At 73.2% G+C, this 21,170-nt stretch carries 16 protein-coding genes and 2 pseudogenes; 10 read left to right on the top strand and 8 right to left on the bottom strand.

The window, feature by feature from the left end:
• Nucleotides 1-273: 273 nt before the first annotated feature.
• Nucleotides 274-1,101, top strand: coding sequence for an FkbM family methyltransferase (locus V1633_RS23025; protein WP_331216471.1), 828 nt, complete (start codon nt 274-276; stop codon nt 1,099-1,101).
• A 58-nt stretch (nt 1,102-1,159) separates the two neighbouring features.
• Here the strand turns inward: V1633_RS23025 and V1633_RS23020 are convergent, their stop codons facing one another.
• A complete protein-coding gene (locus tag V1633_RS23020) occupies nt 1,160-3,076 on the bottom strand; it encodes an acyltransferase family protein (protein ID WP_331216470.1) in 1,917 nt (638 codons plus the stop codon).
• A 240-nt stretch (nt 3,077-3,316) separates the two neighbouring features.
• Here V1633_RS23020 and V1633_RS23015 point away from each other — a divergent pair, with 240 nt between their 5' ends.
• Nucleotides 3,317-4,342, top strand: coding sequence for an NADPH:quinone reductase (locus V1633_RS23015; protein ID WP_331216469.1), 1,026 nt, complete (start codon nt 3,317-3,319; stop codon nt 4,340-4,342).
• A gap of 47 nt (nt 4,343-4,389) precedes the next feature.
• On the opposite strand, the gene V1633_RS23010 is transcribed toward V1633_RS23015, so the two are convergent.
• The 4 genes from V1633_RS23010 to V1633_RS22995 all read right to left on the bottom strand — a co-directional run bounded on the left by V1633_RS23010 (nt 4,390) and on the right by V1633_RS22995 (nt 8,217).
• Nucleotides 4,390-5,703: a sialidase family protein gene (locus tag V1633_RS23010; protein ID WP_331216468.1), complete on the bottom strand. Its 1,314-nt coding sequence runs from the start codon at nt 5,701-5,703 to the stop codon at nt 4,390-4,392.
• A 50-nt stretch (nt 5,704-5,753) separates the two neighbouring features.
• Complete coding sequence (locus tag V1633_RS23005) at nt 5,754-6,344, bottom strand: RNA polymerase sigma factor (protein WP_331216467.1); 591 nt, start codon at nt 6,342-6,344, stop codon at nt 5,754-5,756.
• A 93-nt stretch (nt 6,345-6,437) separates the two neighbouring features.
• Nucleotides 6,438-7,352 (bottom strand): NADP-dependent oxidoreductase, encoded by a 915-nt coding sequence (locus tag V1633_RS23000; RefSeq protein WP_331216466.1) that lies wholly within the window; start codon nt 7,350-7,352, stop codon nt 6,438-6,440.
• A gap of 115 nt (nt 7,353-7,467) precedes the next feature.
• Entirely contained in the window at nt 7,468-8,217 is a 750-nt protein-coding gene (locus V1633_RS22995; RefSeq protein WP_331216465.1) for a methyltransferase domain-containing protein, read from the bottom strand.
• A gap of 115 nt (nt 8,218-8,332) precedes the next feature.
• Here V1633_RS22995 and V1633_RS22990 point away from each other — a divergent pair, with 115 nt between their 5' ends.
• Both V1633_RS22990 and V1633_RS22985 read left to right on the top strand, forming a co-directional pair.
• Nucleotides 8,333-9,265, top strand: a complete 933-nt coding sequence (locus V1633_RS22990; protein ID WP_331216464.1) for a phosphotransferase family protein — start codon at nt 8,333-8,335, stop codon at nt 9,263-9,265.
• Between the two features lie 61 nt (nt 9,266-9,326).
• The gene (locus V1633_RS22985) at nt 9,327-9,824 is read left to right on the top strand and encodes an NUDIX domain-containing protein (RefSeq protein WP_331216463.1); all 498 of its coding nucleotides are present in this window, start codon (nt 9,327-9,329) and stop codon (nt 9,822-9,824) included.
• A 65-nt stretch (nt 9,825-9,889) separates the two neighbouring features.
• Here the strand turns inward: V1633_RS22985 and V1633_RS22980 are convergent, their stop codons facing one another.
• Nucleotides 9,890-11,518: an MDR family MFS transporter gene (locus V1633_RS22980; protein ID WP_331216462.1), complete on the bottom strand. Its 1,629-nt coding sequence runs from the start codon at nt 11,516-11,518 to the stop codon at nt 9,890-9,892.
• 289 nt (nt 11,519-11,807) lie between these two features.
• On the opposite strand from V1633_RS22980, the gene V1633_RS22975 reads away from it, so the two are divergent.
• Nucleotides 11,808-12,209, top strand: a complete 402-nt coding sequence (locus V1633_RS22975) for a hypothetical protein (protein ID WP_331216461.1) — start codon at nt 11,808-11,810, stop codon at nt 12,207-12,209.
• 242 nt (nt 12,210-12,451) lie between these two features.
• Here V1633_RS22975 and V1633_RS22970 read toward each other — a convergent pair whose 3' ends face one another.
• Nucleotides 12,452-13,000: a type 1 glutamine amidotransferase domain-containing protein gene (locus tag V1633_RS22970; RefSeq protein WP_331216460.1), complete on the bottom strand. Its 549-nt coding sequence runs from the start codon at nt 12,998-13,000 to the stop codon at nt 12,452-12,454.
• Between the two features lie 246 nt (nt 13,001-13,246).
• Between V1633_RS22970 and V1633_RS22965 the strand changes: the two are divergent.
• The 3 genes and pseudogenes from V1633_RS22965 to V1633_RS22960 form a co-directional block, all read left to right on the top strand.
• Nucleotides 13,247-14,588: pseudogene (locus V1633_RS22965) on the top strand (bifunctional heptose 7-phosphate kinase/heptose 1-phosphate adenyltransferase); the annotation flags it as partial.
• A gap of 65 nt (nt 14,589-14,653) precedes the next feature.
• Nucleotides 14,654-15,145 (top strand): annotated as a pseudogene (gene rfaE2, locus V1633_RS37050) (D-glycero-beta-D-manno-heptose 1-phosphate adenylyltransferase); the annotation flags it as partial.
• Between the two features lie 14 nt (nt 15,146-15,159).
• Nucleotides 15,160-16,137: a glycosyltransferase family 2 protein gene (locus V1633_RS22960; protein WP_331216533.1), complete on the top strand. Its 978-nt coding sequence runs from the start codon at nt 15,160-15,162 to the stop codon at nt 16,135-16,137.
• Nucleotides 16,138-16,196: 59 nt separating this feature from the next.
• Here the strand turns inward: V1633_RS22960 and V1633_RS22955 are convergent, their stop codons facing one another.
• The gene (locus tag V1633_RS22955; protein WP_331216458.1) at nt 16,197-17,327 is read right to left on the bottom strand and encodes a type VII secretion protein EccE; all 1,131 of its coding nucleotides are present in this window, start codon (nt 17,325-17,327) and stop codon (nt 16,197-16,199) included.
• 112 nt (nt 17,328-17,439) lie between these two features.
• On the opposite strand from V1633_RS22955, the gene eccB reads away from it, so the two are divergent.
• Nucleotides 17,440-18,822: a type VII secretion protein EccB gene (eccB, locus tag V1633_RS22950; protein WP_331216457.1), complete on the top strand. Its 1,383-nt coding sequence runs from the start codon at nt 17,440-17,442 to the stop codon at nt 18,820-18,822.
• Complete coding sequence (locus V1633_RS22945; protein WP_331216456.1) at nt 18,822-21,161, top strand: ATP-binding protein; 2,340 nt, start codon at nt 18,822-18,824, stop codon at nt 21,159-21,161. Before eccB ends, V1633_RS22945 begins: the two co-directional genes overlap by 1 nt.
• The last annotated feature ends 9 nt before the right edge of the window (nt 21,162-21,170 follow it).

Here is a 21,170-nt window from a genome sequence, read left to right as displayed (position 1 = left end):
GTCGGACAGGCGTGCCGGGCAGGCGGATCGCGGTCCGGCACCGGCGCCCGGTACGGCTGCGGGCCGGTCGGCGCCCGTCCCGCGGGTTCGACGTACGAATAATCCGAGATATTTCCACATATCACTTACCTCGGCGTCAAATCTGTTGCTCTAGGTAGTTATCTGCTTACGATGCCCGTCGGAGCAGACCTACCGGAGGAGGTAGCTGGCCAACTCGGCCTGCCGGTCATCGGCCCGTCAGTACCTTCATGAGCAGCGAGAACGGTCAACGGTATGCCAACTTTTCGATCGACGCTCCGCCGCGCCTTCCACCAGTCCGGCGCGCACCACGTCCGTCGAGCCGCCCATCGAATCGCCCTCCGGACCCGGGACGGAGCCTTCCGCAACGAGATCGGCGTCGTCCTGCACGCCGACCACACCGACAGTCGCGGCACCGAACTCGCCGTCTACAAGGGAAACCTGGACCGCAACGCGGTCGCCGCCTGGCGCCGCCTGGTGACCGAGCTACGCCCGACCGTCGCCATCGACGTGGGCGCCAACTACGGCGAGGTGGCGTTCAGCACCTCGTACTACGGGCTCCGGGAACTGCATCTTGTCGAACCGAATCCGGCCGTGCTGCCGTGGTTGCGGAAAACCGTCGCGATGGCCGCGGCCGACTACCCCGGCACCGTGCTGCACGCCGGGGCGGCCAGCGACCGTTCCGCGACCGCCCAGCTCTACCTGCACCAACACACCGGAGTGGCGTCCCTGCGGGTGCCGAACAGCCGGGGCGTGGAGGTGGAGTGCTTCCGGTTGGACGAGCGGATCCGGCCGCAGTCCGACGACACCGTACTGTTCAAGATCGATGTGGAGGGTCACGAGCAGGCCGCGCTGGAGGGGATGACCCGCCTGTTCCACGGCCGCCGGGTCGCCGGGATCTGCGAGGTACTGCACGCCGACGACGACCTGCTCGGTTACCTCGCCACGCACTTCCGCGTGGCGCTGCAACGCGGCGGCGTCGAACAGCCGGTGGACGAGGCACAGCTCCGGGACGCCGTGGCCCGGGCCCGCGAGACCGGCTGGGGCGACCTCGGCAAGGACGTGGTGCTCCGGTCCCGCTGACCCGGGCACCGGTGCGCCGACGGCCGGTACCGGCTGGCCGGCGGCGCACCGGTGAGGGTCAGGTGGCGCAGACGAAGCGGGGGTCCGCCCAGACCCCGACGGCACCACCGGACGGGCTGCTGGTGACCAGATCGACATAGCTGGCCCGGGCGACGTCGACGTCGATCCGCTCCGAACCGTCCGTCGGGCCGCGTGCCCCGGACTCGAAGACGGTCACGTCGTCGGCCCGGACCGCGAAGGTGACCTGGGCGTTGTCGGCGCTGACGTCGATCACCGCCTGGAGACGTTCGCAACCGGCCGGCGGCTGGACCCGGACCCGGCTGGGCGCGGCGGTGAGGACCGCTCGCGGAAAGACCTCGCCGTGCAGGGTCACGCTGCCCGGGGTCGCGGTCGGGGTGTCCGCCGTCGCGGGCAGCACCGCCTTCGCCGCCTGCGGGGACGCCCCGTCGACCAGCATCGGGAGATCCGACAGGTGGTAGGTGACCTCCTGCCGGACCGCCTGCGGGGCGCGGGTCGTCACCCCCGGCCACAGGTTGAAGGCCATCACCGCCAGGCCGGCGGCGAGCAGGCCCACCGTGGAGACCATCGCCCCGTGCCAACGGGTCCCGGAGGTGCCGGACCGGACCGGGCGGCGGGCGGTCGGCACGGCAGCTCCCCCGGTCGCCGCCCGTACCGTCGCCGACCGGCCGACCGGATCCGGGTCTGCCGGAACGGGAGCGACCGGTGACGCGCCGACCGGAACGGCACCGGCCACAACCGCCGCGGCCGGGGCGGGGCTGACCGGCACCCCGGCGCCGGCCCGGACCGGACGGGGCCGGGCCGGGCTGACCCGGGCCGGAACCAGCGCGGGCCGGCGCCGGGCCGCGAGGTCCTCGATCCAGCCGAACAACACCACCGCGACGGCGACCAGCGCCCAGACCACGGCCAGTCGGAAGACGATGTTCGTCAGCCACCCGCCGGAGAGCGCGACCGGCGCGATCAGCGATCCGGCGAGCACACCGGCCGGCAGGTGCCACAGGTAGATCGTCACCGCGCGGGCGTTCAACAACTCGACCAGGCGGTCCAGCGGGCGGATCCGCCCCAGCCAGTCGAGCCGGGGGCGGAACCGGAACACCGCCGCGATGAAGGCGAGCGACCAGAGGGTGTTGGCGCCCTGCATCCGGTTCAGGTCGTAGTTGCCGGTCGACCAGCCGAGGTAGAGCACCCAGGTGGCACCGGTCAGGGCGAGCGCGGCGACCGCGAGTGCGTACCGCCGGGCCGGGATCCGGCGCAGCAGCCCGTCGTGGTGCGCGAAACCGAGCAGCCAGCAGGCCAGGTACGAGCTGACGTTGGTGGCCTGCTCGTTGAAGTAGCCACCCACGTTCACCACGTTGAACCTGAAGGCGATCGGCAGCGCGGCCGCGACCGCCAGGGTCTGCCAGGGCCAGCGCCGGAACGCCGGCCACAGCACCGGCGAGAGCAGCACCAGCCACAGGTACGTGACGATGTACCAGAGCACGGTGTTGTACGCCCACGCCCAGGACTGGTCACTGACCGGCGGCGTACGGGCGGGGAAGATCCACCAGACGAGTTCGCCCCAGCCGAGCTGGGCGCCCGGAGCCGTACGCCAACCGGCCACCATCAGCAGGGTCACCGCCACCGCGCCGAATCCCCACAACGGCGGCAGCAGTCGGCGCAGTCGGCGGCGTACCGCGCTGTTCCCGGTCCGGTCCAGCGAGTTGGCCATCAGTGACCCGGCGAGGGCGAACATCAGTCCCATCGCGGGGAACAGCACGGTCAGCCAGAGCCAGCCGAGGACGTGGTACGTCACCACCCGGACGAGCGCGGCGGCCCGCCACATGTCGAGGTAGCGCTCCCGTCCCCCGGCCGGGGACCGCTCGGCGGGCGTCTCGTCGGTCGGGGGCGTGGCGGGCGCGTCGCCCTCAGCCGTGGACCGGGCCGGAGCCGCGACCGCGGTGTCAGGTGACGGTGTCATCGGCCTCTCTCCACGCTCCACGGGCGGTTTGCCCCGAACGACCCTTGCCCACCAGTCCTACCCGACAAACCTGAACAATCCCTGACTGGGTTTCAGATCCGTGTCTTTTGTCGCCCGCCCGGGAGCAGGATGGAACGGGAACAGGGGCGGAATGGGAGATCGGCCACCCGGAGACCGAGCGCCCGCCGGGCGGGGATGAGAAGGTGATCCAGATTGGCAGCGCCGGGTGAGGAGTCGAGGATGAAGGCAGCCGTCTACCGCCGTACCGGAGACCCGTCGGTGCTCGAGGTGGTCGACCAGCCGGTGCCCGAACCCGGCCCGGGCGAGGTGCTGGTCCGGGTGGCGGTCTCCGGCATCAATCCGACCGACTGGAAGGCCCGCCAGGGTGACGGGTCCGGGGCGCCGCCGAAGGGCGGCTGGCAGATCCCGAACCAGGACGGCGCGGGCGTGATCGAGGCGGTCGGCACCGGTGTCGACGCGAAACTGCTCGGCGAGCGGGTCTGGATCTGGGAGGCGGCCTGGCAGCGGCCCTGGGGGACGGCGGCCGAGTACACCCTGGTCCCGGTCCGCCAGGTGGTACGCCTCGGCGCGGCCTCGTTCGACCTGGGGGCGAGCCTCGGCATCCCGTTCCTGACCGCGCACCGCTGCCTCACCGTCGGCGAGACCATGCCGAACCGGCTCGACGTCGGCGCCCTCACCGGGCGGACGGTCCTGGTGCAGGGCGGTGCGGGCGCGGTCGGCAACGCGGCGATCCAGTTGGCCCGCTGGGCCGACGCCACCGTCGTCGCCACGGTCAGCAGCGCGGAGAAGGCCCAGCTCGCGGTCGCGGCCGGCGCGTCGTACGTGATCAACTACCGGGACGAGGACGTGGTGGCCGAGATCCGGAAGATCGCGCCGGACGGGGTGGACGCGATCGTCGAGGTCGCCGCCGCCCGCAACGCCGAGATCGACCGCCAGGTGATCGGCTCCACCGGGGCGGTCGCCTGCTACGCCGACGACGACGGGGCACCGCTCACCCTGCCCGTCCGACCGATGATGATCTCGAACGTACGGTGGCAGGGTGTCCTGGTCTACACGCTGCCCGCAGTGGCCAAGGCACAGGCTGTCGAGGACGTCGCGGCGGGGGCGGCCGCCGGGGTGCTCCGGGTCGGTACCGACGCCGGCCTGCCACTGCACTACTACCCGCTGGCCGACATCGCCGAGGCGCACGCGGCGGTGCAGAACTCCGCGGTCGGCAAGGTTCTGGTGGTCACCAGCGAGCAGTGACCGGCCGCCGTACCGGGCGGCGGGTCACCCCGCTCGTCCCGGGTCCGTCAGGAGGTCGTCGGAGCGGGTACGTAGGACCAGGTGGTGCCGTCGGTGGAGAGCCACGCACCGGTACGGTCCTGGTATTCGGCCTGGACGTAACCGCCGGGTACGGCGACCGCCGAGGCGCCCGGACCGAGCCGCACCGGGCGCAGCGTCTCACCCCCGTCGGCGCTGGCGTACATCACCGGGTCCTCGCCGGCCAGCACACCGGCCTGGATCAGCAGCACCCCGTCGGGGCGTACGCCGGCCTCGATGATCCGCTCGCCGACCCGGGCGGTACCCGCCGCGCGCCGCCAGCTCCGCCCCTGGTCGGTGCTGCGGAAGATCCGCAGCTCACCGTCGTCCCGGAGGACGACGTACGCCGTGTCGCCGTGCACCGCCAGCGCGAACTCGTTTGACCCCTCGGCCCGGACCTCCTCCGGCAGTACGGTCCGCCGCCAGGTACGCCCGCCGTCGCGGCTGACCTCGACCGTGGGGTCCAGGTACGTCACCTTGCTGAACGAGATGCTGCCGTCGGGTTCGTGGACCTGGCCCACGGTCCGGTCGGCGTATCCGGTCACCCAGAGTCCGCCGCCGACCGGCCCGCCGTCGAACAGTTCGGGCGCGCCCATTCGGACCGGCTCGGCCAGTCTCAACACCTCCCCGGTGGTTGGGTCGACGGCCAGGACCGTGAACAGGTTCAGCGCGGGGTCCGCCATCAGCGGGCGGGCGTCCGGGGGCAGGGCCGGCACCTCCCGGACCGGCACCTCCCGCCAGGTCTGCCCGCCGTCGAGGCTGGACAACCAGTACTGCCGGGGCAGGTCGCCGTCACCGAAGGGATCCTGGACCCAGGCCACCAGGGTCTGTGGGCCGGCCGTCCGCAGGTCGACCATGCTGTCCGGCGGGACCGGCAGTGGCCAGGTCCGCCAGGTCCCGCCCTGGTCGGCCGTTGCCGCGACCCGGATCTGGCAGGTCTGTCCCTGGCAGTCGCGGTAGCGGACGTACAGGTGGTCCAGGTCGCCGGCCACCATCACCCCGCCGATCTGCCGGCTCGGCGTACCGGCGTCCGGGCTGCCGCTCGGGTCCGGCGTCGGGATGAACTCGGGTGTGGCGTCGAGCCGGACGCCGGACAGCGCCGTGCCGTACGACGTGCCGTCGTCCCGGGAGAGTCCGTTCAGCGCCGTACCGGACCCGACCGTGACGGCCGCGGCCAGCAGTGTCGCCCCCGCGACCCTGGTACGCCGGCGGCGGTGCCGGGCCCGGCGTTCCAGCTCCGCGAACTGCGGCTTGTAGGCGTCCCGGGCAGCACGTTCGAGGTCGGTGAAGTCGAGTGTCGGCATGTGGGTTCTCCGATGGTGGTGCGGACTGGTCGATGACGGATCCGGCGCGGTCACCGGCGGCGCAGCGGTGGCTGGGCGGCAGCCGGGTCTCCGGCGGCCGCGGATCCCGCGGCGGCTTTGGCCCTGGCGGCGGTCGTGGGTCCGGGAAGGCCGCTGTCCGGCTCGCCGAGGTGCGCGGCGAGCGCCCGTCGACCGCGTAACAGCCGGGTCTTGACGGCCTCCACCGAGCAGTTCTGCGTCGCGGCGACCTCGGCCACCGACAGGTCGCCGATGTGGTGCAGGACCACGGATTCCCGGGTCGCCCGGGGCAGCCGTTGCAGGGCGGCGACCAGCGCGACATGGTCCGGCGACAGCTCCGCCCGACCGGAGTCCGGGTTGGTCAGCCGCCCGGACCGGAGCAGGCGGTCGAAGACCATCCGCCGGCGGTACCGGGAGCGGGCCACGTTCAACGCGACCGTACGCAGCCACGCCTCCGGGTTCGCGACCTGCCGGAACCGGCCGGGTCGGGCCAACGCCCGGACGAACGCCTCGTGCACCGCGTCCTGGGCCTCGGCATAGTCGCCGGTGACCCCGTAGAGCTGCGCCACCAGGCGCGCCGCCGAGGCGGCGTACACCTCTCGAACTGCCTGCTGCCCGTCCACACCGTCCCCTGCCCGCTGATCGTTTTCACCAGTACGACCAGCGACAGGGATGTCCGGTGACATCCGGATCGGAGCGGGACCGACCCGGCTCCGCTACGGGACGAGGACGACCTTGCCGCGCAACCCGCCGGCCTCGGCCAGCCGGTGCGCCTGAGCCGCCTCGGCCAGCGGCAACGTCGTCGCCACCCGGGTACGCAGTCGGCCGGCGGCCACCTCGGCCACCAGCTCGGCCAGCGTCGGTGGGTCGAGCCGGATCATGATCACGTGCTGGTGTACCCCACGGGACGGATCCACCGGCGGGGTCGGGCGGGTGGTCACCAGCGTGCCGCCGTCGGCGACCGCGACAGCGGCCGGCGGGCCGAGCGGGACCGCGTCCAGTACGGCGGGGAACGGGCCGACCTCGGCCAGGTCGACCGACCGGGGCAGCACCTCGGCGACACCGAGCCCGCGTACCCACTCCTCGTCCTCGTGGCTGGCGACCGCGACCACCCGGTGTCCGGCCCGGACCGCCAACTCGGCCGCGAACCCGCCCACCCCGCCGCTCGCCCCGGTGACCAGCACCGACGTGCCCGGGTCGAGGGACATCAGGTCCAGTGCCTGCCGCGCGGTGAGCGCGTTCAGTCCGATCGTCGCGGCGGCGGCCAGGTCGAGCGTGTCGGGGATCGGGACCACCCAGTCCCGGTCGGCCGCGACGAGTTCGGCGTACGCACCGACGCCGCCCCGGGCCTGGTACCACGGGATCATCCCGGCGACCCGGTCGCCGGGCCGCAGGTCGGTGACGTCGTCGCCGACCTCGGCGATCTCCCCGGCGAAGTCCCAGCCGAGCGCGATCGGCGGCTCGACCGGCCCGCCGGGGATGAACCCGCTCCGGGCACCCAGGTCGGCGGGGTTGACGCCGGCCGCGCCCACCCGGACCAGCACCTGTCCGGGCCCCGCCACCGGATCCGGCCACTCGACCACCCGCAGCACCTCGGGACCGCCCACCGCCGTCGCCGCCACCACCCGCACGTGATCACTCCTCCCGCGTCGCCCCACATCCTCGCCGTCCGAGCCGTCCCGGAAAAGGGGCCGGCGCAACGGATTCGTCAGCGGGACGGTCTGGATCGGCTCCGACGCAAGGGATTCAGCGACGGACGGCGTGGATCCGCAGGCGTACGTAGTCGACGACCGGCTCGGGCAACCGTTCGGCGACCGCCCGCACGAAGGGACGCCGCTGATCGGCCGGCAGCTCCCGCAGGTGTGCCCCGAGGACCACCGTGCCGAGGAACGCCTCCAGCGGTTCGCCGGCGGTCAGCCGGGCCGGGTCCGGCACCAACTCCACCTCGGGGTCCGGGAAGCCGGCCCGACGCAGCAGGCGTACCGTCTCGTCGACGTCCGGGAAGTTCCAGAACCGGTCCTCGTCGTCCCGGCCGGTCACCTCGGCGAGGGCGCGCAGTACGCCGGCCACGTTGCCCCGTCCGCCACCCTCCGCGACGAACCGCCCGCCGGGACGCAGTGCGGCCGCCACGCTGTGGAACAGGGTGTCGTGGTCGGGCAGCCAGTGCAGGGTCGCCACGCTGAACGCCGCGTCGACCGGCTCGGCCAGCCGCAACGGCTCCCGAAGGTCGGCCTGGCGTACGGTCAGCCGGTCGCCGGCCCGGGGCAGTCGGGCCCGCAGTTCGGCGAGCATCCGGGCGGAGCCGTCGACCGCGACGACCCGGCCGGCGGGCAGTCGGTCGAGCAGCCGTTCGGTGTCCCGCCCGGTTCCGCACCCCAGGTCGAGCACCGCCTCGGTGCCGACCAGCGGCAGCCGGGCCAGCAGGTTCTCCCCCCAGTGCCGGTGCGGCAGCGGCAGCGTGTCGTACGTCCGCGCGTCCCAGTCCAGCAGCTCCACGTCGTCCTCTTCCGGCTCCGGCGATCTCGCCCGAAGCTACTCTCCTTCCTGCATAGTGGTACAGATGTCTCAGGATTCGAGAAAATGCCGCGCGTCGTACTGACATCATCAACACATGACGAGTGCGGTCGGAGTACGGATCGGCTGGGCCGACCTGCCGGCATCGGTCCGGGCGGCGGTCGAGGAGATCCTCGGCGACCGGGTGGTCGCGGCGGTCTCCCAGGCCGGCGGCTTCTCGCCCGGCACCGCCGACCGGGTACGCACCGCCGGCGGGCGCCGTGCCTTCGTCAAGGCCGCCGGCGCCGCGCTGAACCCCGTCACGCCCGAACTGCACCGCCGGGAGGCCCGGAACACCGCCGCGCTGCCGGCCGACGCACCGGCGCCGCGGCTGATCGGCTGGCACGACGACGGGGACTGGGTCGCCCTGGTCCTGACGGACGTCGAGGGTCGCCACCCGACGACCCCCTGGCGGGAGGACGAACTCGCCACGGTGCTCGGCACCCTCGGCCGGATGGCCGACCTGTTGACCCCGGCGCCGGTCCCCGACGCGCCAAGCGCCGCCGACCTGCTCGGAGACGACTTCAGCGGCTGGCGTCGGATCGCGGCGGACCCGCCCGCCGACCTGGACCCGTGGGCCACCGGACGGCTCGACGGGCTGGTGACCCTCGCCGAACGGGGGCTGGCCGCGCTGGCCGGCGACACCCTGGCGCACGTGGACATCCGGGCCGACAACCTGCTGCTCGACGCCGACGGACGGGTGACGGTGGTCGACTGGCCGCACGCCTGCCGGGGCCCGGCCTGGCTCGACACGTTGTGCCTGCTGGCCAACGTACGCCTGCACAACGGTCGGTATCCGCTGCTCGACCGGTACGCCCTCGACACCGGTGCCGAGCCGGCGCAGCTGACCGCCGTACTCGCCGGGATCACCGGGTTCTTCGTCGACGCGGCGCGGCTGCCGGCACCACCGGGGCTGCCGACGGTACGGGCCTTCCAGCGTGCGCACGCCGACGCGCTGCTGCCGTGGTTGCGGGAAAGGCTCGACGGTTGAGATCAGATCGCGCGATCGTGGTCGTGACCCGATCAACCGCCGACCCCTGGAGCGGAACAAGATGAGCAGTGTCCCGTGGGCCGAGTCGTACCTCGGTCAGCTCCGCGCGCTCGCCGGAGACCGCACGTTGATGTTCGTCGGCGCCCGGGCCGTGGTCCGGGACGCCGACGGCCGGGTGCTGCTGATCGAGCGCTCCGACAACGGTCACTGGGCGCTGCCGGCCGGCGCGATGGAACTGGGCGAGTCGATCGCCGGGTGCGCGGTCCGCGAGGTGTGGGAGGAGACCGGGCTGACCGCGACGGCGGTCACCCCGTTCGCCATGTACACCGGCCCGGACCGCACCTTCACCAACATGTTCGGCGACACGTACCAGCTCTTCGTGGTGGCCTTCCGGGTCGACGCCTGGTCGGGCGAACTGCTGACCGCCACCGACGAGACCACCAACGCCGGCTTCTTCCCCCCGGACCGGGCCCTGCCCGAACCACTCTCCGCCAACGTGCCGGAACTCCTGGCCGACCTGACCGCCTTCGAACGCACCAACCAGTTCATCCTGAAGTAGTGCAAGGAAGGGCCCCTGTTACCGCTTTCGGTGGTAAAAGGGCCCCTTCCTTGCACCTCAGCTGATCAGAGCAGCGTCTGGGCGTTGGCCTCCATGTCGGCGGCGGCGTCGTCGTGCCCCTCCCGGCGGTAGCGGTCGCTCGTGGCCGACGGCGGGCCACCACGCAGTTCCCGGTTCGGCATGGCCAGGGTCACCACCACCGCCAGGATCGCGATCAAACCCGCGACCAGGAAGACGATGTGCAGCGCGCCGACGAACGACTCCTGGATGGCGTCGCGGACCGGCGTGGGCAGCGCCAGGATCTTCGCCGGCTCGTTGATCGAGATCTCGTGACTGGCGCCGGCGAACTGACCCTGCTGCTCCGGCGGTAGTTGGGCGATCGCCGCCGGCAGCCGGTCACCGAGACCGGCGGCGAGCTGGGCGGAGAGCACCGCGCCGAGGATCGCCACCCCGAACGAGCCGCCGAGGGAGCGGAAGAAGGTGGCGGCGGACGTACCGGCGCCGAGGTCCCGGACCTCCACCGCGTTCTGTACCGCGAGGACCAGCGACTGCATGCAGAGGCCGAGCCCGATGCCGATGATCACCATGTAGATGAAGGCCATCCAGAGCGGCGAGTCGACCTCCAGCCGGGTGAAGAGCAGCATGCCCAGCACCAGGACGGCCGCCCCGGCGACCGGGAACCACTTGTACCGACCGATCCGACTGATCGCCTGTCCGGAGAGCACCGAGGTGACGATCACGCCCGCCATCATCGGCAGCATCAGCAGACCGCTGTCGGTCGGCGACGCACCCTTGACGATCTGCAGGTAGAGCGGGATGAAGATGATCGAGCCGAACATCACCAGGCCGAGCACAAAACCAGCGGTGTTGGCCAGCGCGAAGGTGGGCCGGCGGAACAGCTTCAGCGGCAGGATGGGCTCGGCGACCCGGGCCTCCTGGAGCAGGAAGACGACGCCGAGGACGGCACCGGCGACGAAGAGTCCGATGATGACGCCGGAGCCCCAGGCGTACTCGTTGCCGCCCCAGCTCAGCGCGAGCAGCAACGAACTCACCGCGGCCACCAGCAGCGCGGCCCCGATCCAGTCGATCGCGTGCTTCCGGCGCTTGAACGGGATCAGCCGCATCACGTGGTAGCAGACGATGATCGCGACGATCGCCAGCGGCACGTTGATGTAGAAGATCCACCGCCAGTTGTGCTCGGCGAAGTAGCCGCCGACCAGTGGTCCGGCCACCGAGGAGACCCCGAAGACCGCACCGAAGAGTCCCTGGTAGCGACCGCGCTCCCGGGGAGTGACCACGTCCGAGATGATGGTGAACGCCAGCGTCATCAGACCACCGGCGCCGATGCCCTGGATGCCCCTGGTGATGATCAGCTGGGTCATGTTCTGGGACAGCCCGGCCAGCAACGAGCCGACCAGGAAGGTCCCGATCGAGAAGAGGAAAACCGGACGGCGTCCGAGCAGGTCGGCCATCTTGCCGTACAGCGGCGTCGAGGCGGTCGAGGCCAGCAGGTACGCGGTGACCACCCACGAGTAGTGGTTGATGCCGCCCAGCTCACCGACGATGGTCGGCAGCGCGGTTCCCACGATGGTCTGGTCCAGTGCGGCCAGCAGCATGCCGGTCATCAGACCGGTCATCAGCAGCCTGATCTGCCGGTGGCTCAACCGTGGTCGAGCGTCCTCAGCGGTGGTCATAGTGCCTTCTCCCCCCGTCGGCACGAATGATGCGTCGGGAGAAGTCTTGACCCGCCCCCGTGCGCCGGCCGCCGGGCGCGGCCCCGGTGTGACACCGGTCATCAGCCGACCGGACGTCGTTGACCTGCACCGGTCGCTCTGCCGCTTCTCATGCCGAATGTCCGGAGCGACCGGTTGCCCGGATCCTCTACCGTCGACGCTCCCGGAGCCGGCGGGACAGCCCGTCACCAGACGGTGCACCGACGTCTCCGGCAAGCGGGAACAGCTGGACCTGTGCCGAGGAGGCCACGTGAACACGGGGAGAGTCGCACTGCTCACGGTCGCGGCGGTGACCGCCGCCCTGGCGGTCGGCGGATGTGGCGGGCGCGACCCCGCGCAGGCGTACCGGGACAAGCTCACCAAGGCCGGCTTCACCTCGGTCACCGTGCAGGCCGACGAGGAGACCAAGGGCACCCGGAAGAAGCGGAAGAAGCAGGTCGTCGCGTACGACTTCGACTGGGTCGTGAGCACCGACGACGATCCGAACACCTGCACGGTCGAGTTGGAGCATCCGGGCGACTCCGGTGACCTGCGCGGCAACCACTGGCACATCGACGAGGTCAACGGCCAGAACGTCAGCGGCTGGGGAGCCGACAGCCCGAACCCGGACACCGTGCGGCGACTGCTCCGCGAACACAACTACGACTGCTGACCCGTACCCCGGTCAGCCGGCCCCCACGACGGCCTCACCCGTGCCAACCGGGCCACACGGTGGGGGTGGGGCCGGGTGACCCGCGACGGGATCAAGCCTGACCGCCCAGAGCGGGCACCCGGCCCCACCCCAAACCCGGCGCCAACAGACAACCCGGCGCCACCCGCGGACCAGCGCCGCCACACAACCCGGCGCCACCCACGAACCAGCGTCACCGCGCCCGGCCCGGAGCAGCCCGATCGTCAGTGCCGTCCCCCGGCGAACTCCTCCACCAGCTTGGCGCAGAACGCCGGCAGGTCGTCCGGCTTACGGCTCGTCACCAGTCCGTTGTCGACGTGACACTCCTCGTCGACCCAGTGCGCCCCGGCATTCGCCAGGTCGGTACGGAGGCTCGGCCAGGAGGTCAGCGTCCGTCCCTTCACCACGTCCGCGTCGATCATCGTCCACGGCGCGTGGCAGATCGCCGCGACCGGCTTACCCGCGTCGAAGAACGCCCGGACGAACCGGACCGCGTCCGGATCGGCCCGCAGCGCGTCCGGGTTGGCCACCCCGCCGGGCAGCACCAGACCGTCGTACGCCGACGGGTCGGCCTCGGCGACGGTGACGTCGACGTCGTACCGGTCGGACTTGTCCAGGTGGTTGAAGGCCTGGATCGCACCAGGCTTCAGCGAGACCAGTTCGGCCCGGCCGCCGGCCGCCTCGACGGCCTCCCGGGGTCGGACATACTCGACCTCCTCCACGCCATCGGTGGCCAGGAACGCGATCCGCTTGCCCTGCAACTCGGATGCCATCTCGTGTCTCCTTTCCGAGGGGTGGATGTGGGCTGTGTGGCGGCGTTCCGATTCACCGCCTCCCGAGAAAAGTCGTTCCCGGTACGGTCCCGCCGAAACACCCCGGCCCGCCCGAAGGGTCGGTCCGCCCCCGGAAGACGCCGGCGCCGGACCGACCAGGTGAGGTTCGACACCACCGCCGTACGCCCGGGTCCGGCCGGCGGTCGCGTCAGGTTTGGCCTGGTCGGCACCGGGGACCCGCGCTGCATGGTGAGAGACGCAGCGGAACGGCGCCGCCTGGCCTCGGTGGTGGAGAGCTGGCTCGGACGTGGCGTGCTGGTGGTCGGTGACGCGATGCTCGACGAGTGGCGGTTCGCTGAATCCGACCGGCTCTGCCGGGAGGCACCGGCACCCGTGCTCACCTTGCGTCGTCGACTCTGTGCGGCCGGTGGCGCCGCCAACACCGCCGTCAACCTGACCGCGCTCGGCGGTGTGGCCGCGCTGGTCGCCCCGGTCGGTGCCGACGTCGCCGGTGACGAACTGCACGACTGCCTGGACCGGGCCGGGGTGTGGGACCGGACGATCAGCCAGCCGGGCCGGCCGACCCCGGTCAAGCGCCGGCTGCTCGCCGCCGACCAGATCCTGCTCCGGGAGGACGAGGGCGACGCGGACGAGACGCTGCCGGACGACGGCGTACAACGGATGCTGCAGGCGCTCTCGCACGCGACCGAGGAGTTGCGCGCCGACCGCGACGGTCAGGCGCCGACCCTGGTGGTCTGCGACTACGGTCTCGGCGCGCTGCCCGAGCCGGTACGCCGCTGGCTGGTGGAGAACCGCGACCGGTACGCGACGGTGGCCCTGGACGCCCACGATCTGGCGTACTGGCGCGGTCTGGCGCCGACCGTGGTGACCCCGAGCTTCGCCGAGGCGACCCGGCTGCTCAGTGCCCCGTCGTCGGCCGGTACGGATCCGAGGTCGACGGCGGTCGCCGGTACCCGGGTGAGTGTCGCTGCGGACGGCACCACCACGGCCACCGGCACCCGGCGTGGCGACAGCGCGCCGACCACGACGATCACCGCCAACGGCAGCGGGAACAGCGGCGGGGAGGGTACGCCGCCGGCCGAGGGGGACGGCGGCGCGCCGGCCGACGACCGGGGCGGCCCGGCCGGCGGGGACGGCATCACCGTGACCAGTGACGAGATCGGGGTCGCCGGGGACGACATCGTGGTGGCCGGCGACGAGACGGCGAGCGCCGCCGGTGGCCGTCCGGTCGCCGCCGGTGGGGCGAGTCGGGCGGTGGTCGCCCAGGCCCGCCTCGCCGAGCTGCGGGAACGTACCGGCGCCGACGTCGTCGCGATCACCCTGGACGCCGAGGGCGCGGTGGTCGGTGGCGCCGACGGGCGGTCCCGGCGCAGCCACGCCACGCCGGTGCCGGCCAGCTACGCGGTCGGGGCCGGTGACGCGTACCTGGCGGCGATGACGTTGGCGCTGGCCGCCGACGCCCCGTTGCCGACCGCGGCGCAGCTCGCCCAACTCGCCGCGACGACCACCGTCGCGGACACCGGCACCTGCGTCTGCCACCGGGACGACCTGCTCACCGCGCTCGGCGCGGCGGAGCAGGCGCCGGCCCGGACCGTGCTCGACCACGACGCCCTGGTGGCGGTCGTCGAGCGGCACCGGGCGGAGGGTCGCAGCGTGGTCTTCACCAACGGCTGCTTCGACGTCCTGCACCACGGGCACGTCCGCTACCTGGACCAGGCGCGCGGCCTCGGCGACCTGCTGGTGGTGGCGGTCAACTCCGACGACAGCGTACGACGGCTCAAGGGCGAGGACCGGCCGGTGAACCCGGTGGACGACCGGGTCGCCGTGCTCGCCGCGCTCTCCTGTGTGGACCACGTGGTGGTCTTCGCGGAGGACTCGCCGACCGCGTTGATCGAGGCGATCCGCCCCGACGTGTACGTCAAGGGCGGCGACTACCCGCCGGAGATGGTCCCCGAGGCACCCCTGGTACGTCGACTCGGCGGGCAGGTGCGCACCCTCGGCTACGTACCGGACCGGTCCACCTCGGCGGTGATCGAACGGATCCGGTCGTACGGCGACAACCGGCAGCCGGCAGCGGCCGAGACGGCCACCGAGACCGTTGCCGCCCGGAGCCACCGGGCGTGAACCGGCCGGCCCGGATCACCCGGCCGATCGAGCCGGGCGACCCGTCGGTGTTCCGCCGGGCCCGGCTGTTGGACGTACTGGTCCCGACCCGCAACCGCCCGGCCGAACTCGCGGTGACCCTGGCCGGCCTGGCCGCCCAGCGGCCCGGACCGGCCGGCGGGGCGGACCGGAGCCGCCCCGGCGCGGACGAGGGCCAGGGCGGCTTCGGGGTGGTGGTCAGTGACCAGTCGGACGGTCCGGAACCGGCCTGGGCGGAGCCGGCCGCCGCGGCCATGGTGCGGGTGCTCCGGCACCGGGACCATCCGGTGCTGCTCACCCGGCGCCTGCCCCGACGCGGGTTGGCCGAACACCGCGCCTACCTGCTCGACGCCTCGGCCGCACGCTATGTCCTCTTCCTCGACGACGACGTCTGGCTCGAACCGGGCACCGTCGACCGGCTGCTCACCGCCGTCCAGGAACTCGACTGCGGCTTCGTCGGCAATGCCGTGCACGGACTGTCCTATCTGGAGGACGTGCGGCCGGAGACCCATCGGCACTACCAGGAGTGGGGCGGGCGACCGGTGCCGGAGCGGCCCCGGCCGGGCACCCCGGAATGGGACCGGGCACAGATCCATTCCGCCGCCAACCTGCTGCACGTCACGGCGGCCCGCCGGCTGTCGCCGGGGCAGTGGCGGGCGTACAAGATCTCCTGGATCGGCGGTTGCGTGCTCTACCACCGGGAACGGCTGCGCGCGGTCGGCGGCTTCGACTTCTGGCGCCAGTTGGATCCCGGACACCAGGGCGAGGACGTGGCCGCGCAACTCGCGGTGATGAGCCGGTACGCCGGTGCCGGCGTGCTGCCCAGCGGGGCCTACCACCTGGAGGCGCCGACCACGGTCACCGAGCGCACCGTGGAGGCCTGGGAGGTGGTGCTCGCCGACCATCCCGACCCGGCGCCGGCCGAAGCAACCGACCGACGAACCGGACAGCTGACCGACCAGCCGCACAGTTGACCGACCGGCGTGGCGGCAGCCCACCGGCCGACGATGTGACCGACCGCCAGGGGGAACGGTCAGGCGAGCGGGAGGGTGGCCAGCACCCCGTCACCGTGCCGGCCGTCGGCGGCCGACAGCCGTACCCCGAGCGCGGCCGACGCCTGCCGGGCACTGAGGGAGCCGCCGGGCGACAGCACGGCCCGCGCCGTCGCCGTCGCGGTGGTCCGGCCGTCCCAGCCCCGCCGCAGCGCGTACGACGTGCAGGTGAACGACGCCTCTGGGACGTACCGGCCGAGCAGCGGGATCCGGTCGGCGGCCGATCGCGGGACGAAGCAGACCTGACGCGAGCCGCCGATCGTCCAGTCCCGCCAGTGCTCCACCGCGTGGTAGCCGCCGCCGTGTCCCGGAGTGGCGTCGGCACCGATGGCGAGGGACAGGGCGTGGTACAGGTCCGGCGTGTCCAGCACCGTACCCGGATGGCCGGCCCCGGTCAGGTCACCGGCCAGCCGTTGCGCCGCGCTCGCCGCCGCCCGCCGGGCACCCGTCGCGCCACCGCCCCTGGCGAGCGCCGCCCAGGGCGCGTCGGCGTACCGGTAGCGCAGGGCCAGCCAGTGCACGCGGATCGGTACCGGGCCGCCGGGCGCGACCCAGACCACCAGCCGGGCCTCGCTGATCGGATGGTCGGGATCATCGAACGCCCGGTGCAGCGCCGCCACCAGGGTGGCCGGATCGGCCTCACCGGCCGGCGCGAGCTGGACCACGGCGACGTGGCCGGCGTCCGCGCCCACCGCCGCGACCCCGACCCGGTTTCCGGCGCGGTCCACCTGGGTCTGCACCAGCAGTCGGGGCAGCAGTCCGTGTACGGCGGTCGGGGCCGGCTCGGCCGGGGTCCCTCGCCGCCGTCGGTGCCGTAGCAGGGTCGCCGCCCACCGGTGCGGGTACCGTCCGCCGACCCGGACCGTGCTCACGGCCACCAGCAGCCCGGCGGTCAGCAGCAACGCGACGGTCGGCGCACCGGCCGGCACCCCGACGGTGACCACGACAAGCAGGGCGAGCTGCCACGTCAGGATCCGGCCGACACCCGGCAGGCCGCCGGCCCCCGGTTCCTGGTGGAACGGTGACGGCCGCCCGGAACCGGCGGCGGGTGACCGGAACCCGGCCAACCGACGCGACACCCCACCAGGGGTCGGACCGGCCGCGACACTCATCGACGAATACCACCAGACGCACGATGTGGTCGATCGATGGACAACACGATCAACACTCTCGGTATTATCGCCGCTGCCTGACGTTTAGCCAACACCGCGCGGGGGCCGTCGAGTGTGGACGCAGAAGGACCGGATCCAGGCGTACCAGTTCCTCCGCCGTCGACTGGTCTCCGCACTGGTCTCCGCCGACGCGGACGATCCGGTCCCGCCGTCGAAACGGCTCCTGCTCGGCACCGCGATCGGGCTGGCGGTCACCGTACTGGTCGCCGCGGTGTTCGGGGTCGTCGGCCTGCTCACGCCGGCCCGCCAGCAGGCATGGCGGCAGGGCGGACAGGTGATCGTCGAGAAGGAGACCGGGGCGAGGTTCGTCCTCGGCGCCGACGGCGCGCTGCATCCGGTGCTCAACTACGCGTCGGCCCGGCTGCTCGCCGGTGGCGACGGCACCCGGACGGTGACCGTGCCGGCGAAGACGCTCAGCGGCGTCGCCCGGGGTGCCGGCGTCGGCATCGTCGGCGCACCCGACTCGCTACCGACGGCCGCCCGGATCCTCACCGGTCCGTGGACCCGCTGCACCCGGCACTCCCCGGACCGGCCGACGGGCGAGGCGCCGATCTCCTCCGTCCTGCTCGGTCAGGAACCGGTCGGGGCACTGCTGCGTCCCGGCCAGGCCGTGTCGGCGCTGCTGCCGACCGGGGAGCGGTTCCTGATCGTCGACGGACGCCGGCACCGGGTGCCGGACGGGCCGGCGGTGGTCGCCCTCGGCCTCGCCTCGGCCGACGCCGTCCGGGTCGCCCCGGCCTGGTTGAACAGCGTTCCGGCCGGGCGTGACCTGGCCACCTTCGACGTCGACGGCGCCGGTGGTTCCGGCCCGCGGGTCGGCGGCTCCGACACCCGGATCGGTCAGGTGCTGACCACCGGCGGGGAGGAGTTCTACCTGGTCCGCGCCGACGGTCTCGCCGTGGTCACCGACACCGAGGCCCGGCTCGCGCTCGGCTCACCGGGCAGCGCCGCCGCGTACCCGGGTGCGCTGCCCCGCCCGCTGCCGGTCGCCGCCGCCGACGTCGCCGCCGCGCCCCGCTCCCCGACCCGGTCCGACGGGTATCCACGGCTGCGGCCCGTGCCGGTGCCGATCGGGCCGGCCGCCACCGTCTGCGTCGAGGCGGACCGGGTCACCGTCGGCGACGCCCCGCCGCCGACCGGCGGACAACCGATCATGACCGGGGCGACCGCCGCCGTCGGCACCGCCACCGAGGTGTACGTGCCGGGCGGGGCGGGCGCCCTGGTCGCCGAGGAACCCGCGCCCGGCGCGCCGTCCGGAACGGTGTACCTGATCACGGACACCGGTCGGAAGTACCCGCTCGCCGGCGAGGGTACGGTCGGCTCGCTGGGGTTCGGCCGGGTCCGCCCGTACGGCGTACCGGCGTCGGTGCTCGCCCTGTTCCCGACCGGCGCGACCCTGGACCCGGCCGGGGCGCGACAGACCGTACCCGGCTGATGGGACCGGTCGAGCGGGGGCTGCTGCGGCAGGGCCTGCGCTACTCCCTCGTACTGCGGCTCGTGGTGGTCGCCACGGTCAGCCTCGTCTCGCTGCTGCTCGGCACCGCCCGGGAGCCGGGCCCGGCCACCGTACTGGTGCTGCTCTTCCTCGCCTGGAACGGCTACTTCGCCCTCCGTACCCTGCGCGGCGCACCCCGCTGGCTGGTGCCGGTGGACGTGGCCCTGGTCTGCGCGCTCAGCCTGCTCCAGGTCTGGACGGCTCCGGCCGACCAGAGCATCGAGAACACCGGCTGGGTACCACTCGCCGCGGCGATCATCGTGGTGACGTACCCCTGGCTGGTCGGCCCCTGCGGTCTGGTGGCGCTGACCCTGGCGGTGATCCTCGCCGACATTGCCGGCACGGCGGTGGCCAGCCCGGAGGGCTGGCTGGCCGCGGTCGACCTGCCGGCGGCGATTCCGATCCGGCTGTGGATGATGGCGGAGGTCGCCCTCTCCTGGGGCCTCTACCGGCTGGTGCGGCGCAGCGCCCGACGGGCCGACCAACTGGTGGCGCGGGGCGCGCAGGTCCGCCGCGACGCCGCGATCGCCGCCGCCCGCCGGGCCGACGAGCGGGAGTACCTCGCCGCCCTGCACGACACCGCCTCGGCCACCCTGATGATGGTCGGCGCCGGGGTGGTGAGCCGGCCCGAGTCGTGGCTGGCCGACCAGGCGGCACGCGACCTGACGGTGCTCGGCGGCCCGACGGCGGTCACCGACCGCGAGGCCGACCTGGTCGCGCTGCTGCGCGAGGTCGTCGGGCACACTCCGCTGCGGGTACACCTGTCCGGGTCGCCGGCGCTGCGGATGCGGGCCGTGGACGCGGTGATGCTGGGTCACGGGACCCGGGAGGCGCTGACCAACGTGGTCCGGCACGCGGGCACCGACCGCGCCGAGGTGACCGTCTCGCTCGCCGGCGACGACGACCGGACCGTGGTGGTGGAGGTGACCGACCGGGGTCGCGGCTTCGACCCGGCGGAGGTCTCCGCCCACCGGTACGGCGTGGCGGGCTCGCTGGTCGGCCGGATGGCCCGGATCGGCGGGCGGGCCACCGTGCGGAGCAGCCCCGGGCACGGCACCACGGTCCGGATGGAGTGCCCCCGGGACGTCCCGCCGCCGACCGACGACAACGTGGCGATCATCGCGACCCGGTTCCACCAGGGTCTGGCCTGGGCGGCCGTGGTGATGAACCTGGTCATCCTCGGCCTGCTCGACCTGCCGAAGTTGCTGGCGAGCCACGAGATCTACCGCCCACCCGCCGCACAGTACGCGGCGATGGGCGGCTTCGTCCTGGTCACCGCTTTCGTCGCGGTGACCACGCTGCGCGGCCGCGCCGTCGGCCGGTGGCGGTGGCCGCTGGTGACACTGGTGCTCGGGTTGTCCGCGCTCGCCACCGCCGGCGTACCGCCGCAGAACCGGCTCGGGTACCCGCACTGGTCGGAGGGGAACGTCGGCTGGACCGTCGTGCTGCTGCTACTCGACGCCCGGCCGCTGGTCTTCGTCGGGGTGCTCGGCACCAGTTACCTGCTGACGTTCGCCCAGACCGCGCTCGGCGGCGACGCGGCGCTCTCCTTCCCGGCTGCGGTGAACGCCACCGTGATCGTGCTCGCCTTCCAGCTCGCGGTCGGCATGATCGCGATCCTGTTGCGCCAGCTCGCCGTCTCCACCGCCGGGGTGGCCCGGGCCGAGGAGGAGGTACGGACCGCCGAGGCGGTCGCCGTCCAACTCGCCCAGGACCGCGTCGACCGGTACGCGGCACTCGCCGAGACCATCGTGCCGCTGCTGTCCGGGCTGGCCGACGGCACGCTCGACCCCGGCGACCAGGCGGTACGCCGGTCCTGCGCGGTCGAGGCGGCCAGGATGCGCCGCCTCTTCGCCGAGGACGAGACGGTGCCCGACCCGCTCCTGCACGAACTGCGGGCCTGCATCGAACTGGCCGAACGCAACGGGATCCCGGTGGCCTTCGCCGAGTTCGGCGAGCGTCCGCCGCTGCCCACCCAGGTCCGGCGCCGGCTGACCGAGGCGTCGGTCTGGGCGCTGGCCACCGCCCAGGGCAAGGTACGCCTCACCGTGGTGGGCGCGGACGGCACGGTGACGGTCAGCGTGGTCGCCGCCGCCGGGTCGGAGGTCGTACCGTTCGCCGACGGGGACGGGGTGCACACGTCGACCACCATGGACGGTGGCCGGCTGTGGATCCAGTCGAGCTGGCAGGGGGCAGACGTGACCGAGCGCAGCGAGGTCACCAGCCAACTCAGCAGCCCGGGTCACGACGACGACGAGCGCAGCGAGGAGGAGACGTGACCGAGCGCA

This window comes from Plantactinospora sonchi, from assembly GCF_036422035.1.
GTDB lineage: Bacteria > Actinomycetota > Actinomycetes > Mycobacteriales > Micromonosporaceae > Plantactinospora > Plantactinospora sonchi.
Note: the sequence above shows the minus strand (reverse complement) of the source record. Positions and strands in the feature narration are given on the sequence as shown.